At 31.3% G+C, this 8,966-nt stretch carries 10 protein-coding genes and 1 pseudogene; 9 read left to right on the top strand and 2 right to left on the bottom strand.

Features of this window, described 5'->3' with window-relative positions; all coding sequences use genetic code 11:
* The 9 genes and pseudogenes from AB8U03_RS17750 to AB8U03_RS17790 form a co-directional block, all read left to right on the top strand.
* On the top strand, positions 1–924 hold a 924-nt coding region (locus AB8U03_RS17750; RefSeq protein WP_369705881.1), incomplete at its 5' end, for a hypothetical protein.
* A gap of 118 nt (positions 925–1,042) precedes the next feature.
* A complete protein-coding gene (locus tag AB8U03_RS17755; RefSeq protein WP_369705882.1) occupies positions 1,043–2,032 on the top strand; it encodes a hypothetical protein in 990 nt (329 codons plus the stop codon).
* Positions 2,025–2,939 (top strand): S-4TM family putative pore-forming effector, encoded by a 915-nt coding sequence (locus tag AB8U03_RS17760; RefSeq protein WP_369705883.1) that lies wholly within the window; start codon positions 2,025–2,027, stop codon positions 2,937–2,939. Before AB8U03_RS17755 ends, AB8U03_RS17760 begins: the two co-directional genes overlap by 8 nt.
* A 573-nt stretch (positions 2,940–3,512) precedes the next feature.
* Positions 3,513–3,791, top strand: a pseudogene (locus tag AB8U03_RS17765) (winged helix-turn-helix transcriptional regulator); the annotation flags it as partial.
* A 165-nt stretch (positions 3,792–3,956) separates the two neighbouring features.
* Positions 3,957–5,270 (top strand): hypothetical protein, encoded by a 1,314-nt coding sequence (locus AB8U03_RS17770; protein ID WP_369705884.1) that lies wholly within the window; start codon positions 3,957–3,959, stop codon positions 5,268–5,270.
* Positions 5,271–5,374: 104 nt separating this feature from the next.
* On the top strand, positions 5,375–5,635 hold the full coding sequence (locus AB8U03_RS17775) for a TfoX/Sxy family protein (protein ID WP_369705885.1): 261 nt from the start codon (positions 5,375–5,377) through the stop codon (positions 5,633–5,635).
* 26 nt (positions 5,636–5,661) lie between these two features.
* Entirely contained in the window at positions 5,662–5,892 is a 231-nt protein-coding gene (locus tag AB8U03_RS17780; protein WP_369705886.1) for a hypothetical protein, read from the top strand.
* Positions 5,889–6,062 (top strand): hypothetical protein, encoded by a 174-nt coding sequence (locus AB8U03_RS17785; protein ID WP_369705887.1) that lies wholly within the window; start codon positions 5,889–5,891, stop codon positions 6,060–6,062. The genes AB8U03_RS17780 and AB8U03_RS17785 overlap by 4 nt, the downstream gene beginning before the upstream one ends.
* Before the next feature lie 28 nt (positions 6,063–6,090).
* On the top strand, positions 6,091–6,297 hold the full coding sequence (locus tag AB8U03_RS17790; RefSeq protein ID WP_369705888.1) for a hypothetical protein: 207 nt from the start codon (positions 6,091–6,093) through the stop codon (positions 6,295–6,297).
* Positions 6,298–6,628: 331 nt separating this feature from the next.
* Here the strand turns inward: AB8U03_RS17790 and AB8U03_RS17795 are convergent, their stop codons facing one another.
* Together AB8U03_RS17795 and AB8U03_RS17800 are read right to left on the bottom strand one after the other, a co-directional pair.
* Entirely contained in the window at positions 6,629–8,134 is a 1,506-nt protein-coding gene (locus AB8U03_RS17795; protein WP_369705889.1) for a PEP-utilizing enzyme, read from the bottom strand.
* 20 nt (positions 8,135–8,154) lie between these two features.
* Positions 8,155–8,949 (bottom strand): PEP/pyruvate-binding domain-containing protein, encoded by a 795-nt coding sequence (locus AB8U03_RS17800; RefSeq protein WP_455423802.1) that lies wholly within the window; start codon positions 8,947–8,949, stop codon positions 8,155–8,157.
* Positions 8,950–8,966 lie beyond the last annotated feature (17 nt).

An 8,966-nucleotide genomic window follows, 5' to 3' on the forward strand; every position in this document is an offset into this window, starting at 1 on the left:
TTAGTAAATCTATTTTTTTGTGTCTACTCTTTTATACTAACATCACTTTACAAGCAATTTAACAGTAAACCGAGACCTGGATGGATAAGAGCAGATAATATAGATTTTACACAAATATCTAATGAACTAATGCAATTAAACAAAGAAAATAGAAAATTGAGAGAAGAGAATGAGAGTTTAAAAAGCAAATTGGAAACGAAAAAACCTGCTATTAATTTAGAAATAAATAATGGAGAAGAACTTAGATTAGAATATCCAAATAAATACAATAACGTTAAACATGAATTTAGGTTATTAACTTATGATGATGTACCACAAGAATTAATAAAATATGTTACAGAAGATGAAATAGATAATTATAATAAATCATTACCATCGGAGGAGCAAACAGATAGATATGTTCAAGAAAAGATTGAATATTTGAGAATAAAAAATTCAGGAAAGGACATTGGCATTAAAGTTTCTAATGATGGCAGTATAAAGGCTAATAACATTTATATAGATATCGAATTTCCTAAATCAATAAAGGCTATGAAATTAAATGAAATAGAAAACCTAACTGAACCAAAAGAGTTAGATATGCCAATTAATCCAATAAAAAAAGCTGAAAGGGAATACGCTAAAAGGTACATGCCTACATCATTAGCAATGAGTAGTTTATTAAATTATAATAATTTTGACATGAATGTATTTAAGCCAATTAACATTCCGTTGGTAAATAGCAATCAGCATTCATGGGTAGAGGATAACATTATTACTGTTAGGATAAATAGTCTTCTGCACACCCGTCAAATATCTTTTGATGAAAAATATAAAATCATACCATTAGAGGTAGGAAGCTTTGATGTAAAAGTTAGTATCATATGCGAAGAGTATGGGGAGAGGGTTGAGTATAACATACCAATATTAGTTGAAGAAATTTAATTATCAATAATAATATATAGTAAGATATTGAAAAGCTTTGATTATAAATTTAGGCAAGAAAAAATTTACATTAAAAATATTATTTAAAATTAATAAAGATAGATTAGAGGAGATATTTATGAGTATAAATACAGAGTTTAATAAGTTTATTAATAACAATTTAGCGTTAAGTCAAAAGGATATAAGTAATGCAGTTTCAAGTAGAGAATGGTTAATTACTAAAATAGTAGACAAGATAGCAGAAAAGACAGACTGTCCTCAATTATATAGCGAAAATGGGAGTAAATATATTCAGTTTGGTAGCTATTTTAAAGGTACAAAAGTTTCAGATGTAGATGAATTTGATATTCTTCTAATTGTAGACACAACAAATGGTATGTTTCTAAAAGAAGAAACAAAGAAAGGAGATGGCATTGGTAATACAAATCCTAATCCATTATATTTTGAAAAATACTATAAGGATGGAACAACTTACGTAAGTTCAAGAAAGCTATTAACATGGCTGAAAGATATAATAGATGAAGTATTAGAGCCGTATGGTTGCGAACCATCGGAAAAAGACGGACAGGCTGTAACAGCGTACATTAAAAGCAAAGATTTACATATAGATTTTGTACCAGGTTGCATATTTCAAAAAGTAAATACAACTGATTCAGAAGGAATATTCTATATTATTCCTAAAGGCGATATCGATTGTGGGTGGATTGAAACAAATCCAAGAATTGATAAAAAGATATTAGGTGATATTAGTGCAAATTACACTCAATTCAAAAATACAATAAGATTGTTTAAATATTTATTTAAAAGCAGTTATTATGTAACTATAGGGTCATATGCAGTAGAATCAGCATTAGTTGATTACGAAAGTAGTAATGTATTTTATGATGATTTTAAATATGATTTTATAGGAGCTTTAAATCATATTATCGAATTAGTTGATAATGGTAAAATACCAGACATGAGAGATAATAATATTAATTTACTTGGAGACATAAATAAGGATGCTACATTAGATAAATTAAAGAGAATTAAATCAAAGTTTGAAATGTTAGATGAAGAGTCATCTACCTTTAGTGATGATGTGGAGGCTCTATTAAAAAATGAATAATGATATAAACAAAGAGCAAAATAAAAAGGAATATTTAAGATACAGATTTGTAAGCAGAAAGTTATATTCAGAAGAAAAGAAGTATAGAAATTTTATAATAATTATAGGGGTTGTAACATATTTAATAGGTTTAATTCCGTCTTTAAAAAATATGAGGCTAATTTCAATTATTCCTATAATATGGCTTGTAGCAAGTGAAATTTTTAAAAGAGTAAAATCTAATATTCATTTAAGAGCAGTAGAATATCATGAGTATTGCGATAGAAGAATGTTTGGTTTAACTGAATTAGAGAATTTATTGGATAATAAAGATATACTATTTCAAGAGGCAATAGATATAACAGAAGATGAAAAAGAAAAAAAATTATTTGAAGATATGATTAAAAAAGAGAATAAAATATCTATAAATAATTGGTATAATGATTTTTCTGGATTACCATTAGATATCGCAATAATAATGACACAGGATGAAAATATAACTTGGGAAAGAAAACAAAGAGAATCATATCGAATGTTGTTAAATTTTGTTATTATTGCATTAGGGTCTATTTCTATTTTAGCTATTTTTTATAAAACAAATGATATGTTAAATGTGATTTTTGCTGTTCCTATTTTATTGGAAATAGTATTATTAATATTAGATAACTGTGATAACATAAAAAAGTGTAGATTTATTCAACGTAAAGTAGGAAAAAGCTATAATGAGATTAGAAACAATGGTAAAAATTATAATGTTAAATTCATGGAAAACATTTGTAATGAGATTCAGTTTAAAATATATGAGAATAGAAAGGATTCTATACCAGTACCAGATATTGTTTATTATATGTTTAGGAGTAGGCTTCAGAAACAGTCTAATTTATATATGAAGAATATAAAAGAAGAAATGCTTAATGCATTAAAATAATAATCAAATATTGATTTAATTAATTCAGTATGATATGTTACTATTCTTGGTTATTGGGGTTAAAAGCTAACCTTAGTACCTAAAACCTTAATCCTGCTACTGTGTCCACTAAAAACAAACTCGTTCAAATGAAAAGAAATCTGTTCAAATATAAAAAAAGTTGTTCAAAAAATAGAGAGAAAATCGGGAGAAAAGCCTGGTTCTCTCTCTTTTCATTTGCACAAAAGGCAGGAAAATAATTAGGATTAAGGAATAAGGATTAAGGGGAAAGATTGAAGATAAGATTGAGCCGAAGGCTTGAAACTCAACGCATTAAGAGGAATGATTGATAAAAAGATTGAGTAAAAGATTGCCCCTAATTCCTAAAACCTTGACCCTAACCTGCCCTCTAACGCCTAATTCCTATTACCTATTTTTGCACGACTTTCTTTTTATTTTTTGCCTTAAAAAAGGAATAAAAAGGGAGAGAGAAGGGGTGATTTTTGAACGACTTTTTTCAGAGGCAGAAAATGGGAGGTAGGAAAATCAAGGGCTTAGAGGGGGAGAGTTTTGAACGAGTTTATTTGATGGGAACAATTAGCAATTCTTTGGCATTTGTCAAGAGGAACTATTAGATTTAATGAATTACAAAGAACATTAGTTAATATTACTCAAAAAACATTGACAATGCAATTAAGAGAATTGGAAACAGACGGAATAATTTATAGAGAAGTTTATCCAGAATCCCCACCAAGAGTGGAATATAGCCTCACTAATATTGGGAAAAGTATGCAGCCCATCTTAAGTGCCATGTGTGAATGGGGAAAAGATTATAAGAAAATAATAAGTGAAAACAATGCTGTTAGTTTGTAAAATTAAAATTGTTTAGTAATTAGTAAAAATATTCGTTAAAAGAACGGCTATATAAATTTACTTTGCAAATTTCCAATTTAGGCTGAGTAATATAAATAGTAATTTATCGAGCAGTTTTGAATCAAAGATTATTTATATTATCAAATTTTTTTTTGAGGAGGTATTATGAACGAACTAGACATTTTGAAAAGTATTGCAGAAAATTTGTCCGAAAGAAAATCTACAGCAGCTTTGAATAATTATGAAGTTCTTTGCAACAACATAAAGTATGTAAATGATCTTCTATTGGGGGGCGCAAATTTTTTGATGAAAATACAGGTCCAAATAGATACGGCATTTAAAAATAATGATTTTGTTTCTTCTGAATTTAAAGATAGTTCCAAGAAATGTTTCTATTTTAGGACAATTATTCCACGAATTTTACTCAATAATATAAATATAATAGAAAAATTTGTTTCTTATACTCAGCCAGACGACAGAATTGGAATAACTGTTGAAACAGTAGGAACGTTAAAGAAGGATTTCCTCGATTTTAATAATTTAGTAACGTCAGCACGACAGTTTATTGATAGCTTAATTTCAGATGCATATCAACTTACGCTTTTAGACCCAAAAGAAACAAATTTTCAGGTTTTGACTTCTTTAAACAGCTTTAATAAGTATGCAACAAACTCTATTCGACAAGCACTTTTCAATTTGGATATTCAAAATTCTTTGGCAGAGTTTGAAAATCTTGCATATAATCAGCGGGTTAGAGGACACGTATCATCTATTACAAAGTGTGACCAAAAGAGCTTTGGAGAAAAAGTTGATTTTCTGTTTAATAATCTAAGATTAACGGCTGATACTGATTTCAAAAAAGAAATTAAAAACTTATTTAGTTTTTCCTCAGAGTTCACGCATATTGGATATGTTTCAACTTTTTTTACAGGATCAAATACTTCAGAAGTAATATTCAGAGATGATATTGGTCCATATCTTCCAAGTACAGAAAATTTTAGCGAACTTAAATATGAAATATTAGAAACAGCAACAAAATTTTTTGTAAGAGTTTATCTTCCCTCTGTTCAGGATTCCCTAAAGAAATCATTTAAGCAAGATACATTTAAGATATTTGAGAGTTCAATTGACCAAATCATTTCAAAAATAACTGCGGACTTAAAGACAAAAAATAATCAATATTATTTTTTCATAAAGCAAGGACTTGTTGGTTCACAAGAAACGATTGATTTGACTTGTATGTGTGGAACAACTAAGCATTGGAAACCTCCCCACGACTTAACAAATATTTATTGCAAAAAATGCGGTAGCGAATTTAAATTGATTGAGATTGAAGGCGACCCAGGTTATATTATTACAAGTAACGGACCGATTAAGGTAATAGGCTCGAGTGTTCCTGACTTTGACGAACTACCTACAGAAAAAAAGATTGAACTCTTGAAACAATGTGAGGAAATAATCCATAAGCAAAAAAAATAACAATAGAATACCTGTTTTTAACAAGTATAGTATAACACGAAGCAGACAAATTTCCAATTTAAGTTTGAGTAATATAAATAGTAAATTTGAAAGGAAGTTTTATTATGGGAGAATTATCAAAACTGCCTAATATTGGAAAAGAAATTGAAAGGCAGTTGAATGAAGTAGGCATATTTACTTATAATGAATTAAAAGATATTGGTGCAGAACAGACGTGGCTGAAAATACAAGAAATTGATGCTTCCGCGTGTATTCATAGATTGTTAGCATTGGAAGGTGCAATTCATGGTGTTAAGAAAACAGCGTTACCACAGGAACGTAAAGTAGACCTAAAAGATTTTTATAATTGGCATAAATATAAATAGTAAATTTATGAGGGAGAATGTGTACTATGAAGAAATCAACCATTACAGCGATATTTAAAGCACATATTAAAAAAGTATGGGAAGTAGTTACAAATAACAATAAATATGAGTGGCGGAGCGATTTAAGTAAAATTGATGTTTCAGTAGATGGGAACTCTTTTACAGAATATACAAAAGATAATTTTCCTACTAAATTTAATATTACTTTAAAAAAGCCTTATGAGCGATATGAATTTAATATGACCAATAAAATATGAACGGTCATTGGATTGGGATTTTTAGTCCTGTTAGTAATAATGGTACGAAGATTAAATTTACAGAAAAAGTATCAGTAAATAATCCTATAATGAATTTGTTTGTAGGTTTGTATCTGAAAAAACAGCAATTACTTTATATAGCAGATTTAAAAAAAGAACTGGGAGAATAAATTTTAAATTTGTAAGGAGCGAGATGTTATGAGTAAATATAATGCTTTATGGGAATATGTTCAAAAGAATGGCAGTTCATCAATGAAGCTATTTTTTCCTGAAATACATGATATCGCGGGAATTGAGATAGATCATTCTTTTTTGAAATACAAAAAGGAACTAACTCAATATGGGTATCAAGTTGGGAAGATTTCTCTTAAAGAACAGATAGTAATTTTTAATAGGATTGGTTAAGGGCTACAAATTCCCATTTGTAATTTGTTATTCATTTTGAGCTACTTTGTCTTCTGTTTTTAGATACAAGGTTATAAATTAATATTAGAGAAGAGAAAAAATGATTTCTGGTTGGAATGCTGAAGAATACTTAAATAGCTAAATAGAAAAAATTAAAAAACTCCAAGCAAGAGGATATTCAGACCGAGAAATATTGGATAGGAATGAATTTAGCTTTAAGGTGTCAAAATCTTGTGGTTTGCCCTTAAGTTATCTTGTACCTAAAATAGAGGGGCAGGAAATGGATCTTCAAGAATGGGATACTCATACATCAGCTGAGTACAATCTGAATTTAACTTTTTTTTGTAACAACACCAATACTGCCGTTCACAATAACCGAATCGCCTGTTTTTAGTTTGGTTGTTGCAATTCCACATCCTACAACTGCAGGAATACCTAACTCACGTGCCACAATTGCAGCATGAGATAAGGGTGCACCAAGATCTGTAATAATAGCAGCAGCTTTTGGAAACAATGGTGTCCAGCCAATGTTTGTAACAGTAGTTACAAGTATTTCTCCCTTTTGAAAATCTTTTGCCTCATCAAAGCTGTGCAAAATATGCACTTTTCCTTCTATTGTACCTGGAGCACCAGCAAAACCTTTGATGGCGTTTTTGTCGATTGGCGGCGCTTGAGCATTTGGGTCGTAGTAGTCCTGCCGTTTATCCTTAGAGTTAATCCATTCCTTGGGATTAAACCTGCCTCTAATTAACTGTGGGAAAAAAGGCATTTTTTGATATTCTTCAAAATTCTTACGCCTTTTAGAGAGTTTATCCAGCATTTCAATGTCACCCTGCAAAAATTTTGGGACTTCAAAGCAATACATCATAAATATATCATCACCGATCCCTGTCACAGAGCCGATTTTAAGCAATAAATGTCGCATTACTCTAAAAACCTTTACAAACTCATTTCTCAGGGACTCCCGGGTATTTGCATCCTTAGAAATTATTTCAAGCTTTTTCTCCATCCATTTTTGTTTTGCAGGGAATTTTTGTATAAAAAGTCTTTTACCCTTCATAAATTCACTTTGCTGTCTTTTTAATAGCTCAGTTGGTTTCAGATTAGCATTTTTGTATTCTTTAATTTGATCGTTAATAAATGCTGGGTCATCTGCAGGGTATTCATAATAAACCTCAAACTCGTGAGGACTTCTATGACCATAAAGTTCCAAATACTTTTTGCGGGTTAAGCTTCCATCAATCACTTGTTCTATTGCCAGCAGCGGCTTCATGCTTGCAAGGGTTTGTTCACTGCTGAAATTAGAACACAGCAAATTCGCCAATTCCTCCCCCGCCATCTTAGCCAGCTTTTTTCTAAGTGTTGCTAATGTTGCACTCCCTGCACCACCAAACCATATATTCCATAAAGCTGATAAAAACGGTCTTACATCAGATGCCCACAGTTTTAATAAATCCTCCTTAGTGTTTGCACCTTCTATACTTTCAAGTGTCTTCACATACCACACAGGGGTGTATTCTAAATAATAATCCTTTTGTTTTTTGGAATCCTTCCTACGTTTTAAGCTTTTTTTGGCCCTCTGAAACATCTCCTTGATTAATTGAGAGGTCCTAAATGGATAGATAGGTACTTCTATGTTATCAGGGATATATCCAAATATATCGCTGATAAGTTCCTTTGCCTTTGGAACACTGTATCCAAGCACTTTTAAAGAAGAAAGCATAATACTGATATTTGAATATGTTCTGCCGCAAATATTGCCGAACATTAAATATCCAGGTACCTTTTGACACTCCAAATCCATCTCATGCAGCAGACTCCATGTAAATGGACTCATTACATCAGGTACAGCCTCCCCTACATTATTACTGCTCCAAGTAAAAGGATAAGCATTTTTCTCCGAGGAACAGCAATTCCAGCATTGTACATCTTACAAAGAGAAGCACCNAGTGCATCAGTATCAAGGCTTTGATTGATTTCATAAGTATCATAATCAATTGTTTGAAGAGTAGTTATGGGGCGTGCTTGAACAATATAAAGCCTTTCACTTTCAACAACCCATTCAATATCCAGCTTACAGCCGAAAATCCCTTCCGCCCTCAATGCGGCTTTGTACATGGCTTTTACATATGGTGCGAAGGATTTATCACCTTGGTATTTTCCTCCTAGCCTTGACATGGTAAAGGGATAAGCATTTTTCTCCCCTGATACAAGCTGCTCACCTGCACCAAAAACAAAGTTCCCTACCATATTTACATGGCTGCCGGTAATGGGATCGGCAGAAAAAAGTACCCCTGCCATCTTTGCATTTATCATGATTTGAACTACAACCGCAATTTTGTGACCACTATTAATACCATGAGCCTTACTGTATTCGTTGACGCGTTTTGATTCTGCTGAATCAGCAACTGCTTCTATTGCAGAAAACACATCATTCTTTGCCACATCCAGAACAGATTCAAATTCACCTGCAAATGATGTCTTCGCACTGTCTTCCGAAAGAGCAGATGATCGAACCGCAAAAGTAATGCCAGGAAGCTTTTCAAGACATTTTTTAATGTCTGAATGGGCTTCTGCTTTCAGTCGGTTATTTTCAAAGGCTGTAGACAAAATGGCAAAGCCCTGAGGAACAGCAATTCCAGCATTGTACATCTTACAAAGAGAAGCAC

This window comes from Clostridium moutaii, assembly GCF_041205085.1.
In the GTDB taxonomy this organism is placed as follows: domain Bacteria; phylum Bacillota; class Clostridia; order Clostridiales; family Clostridiaceae; genus Clostridium_B; species Clostridium_B moutaii.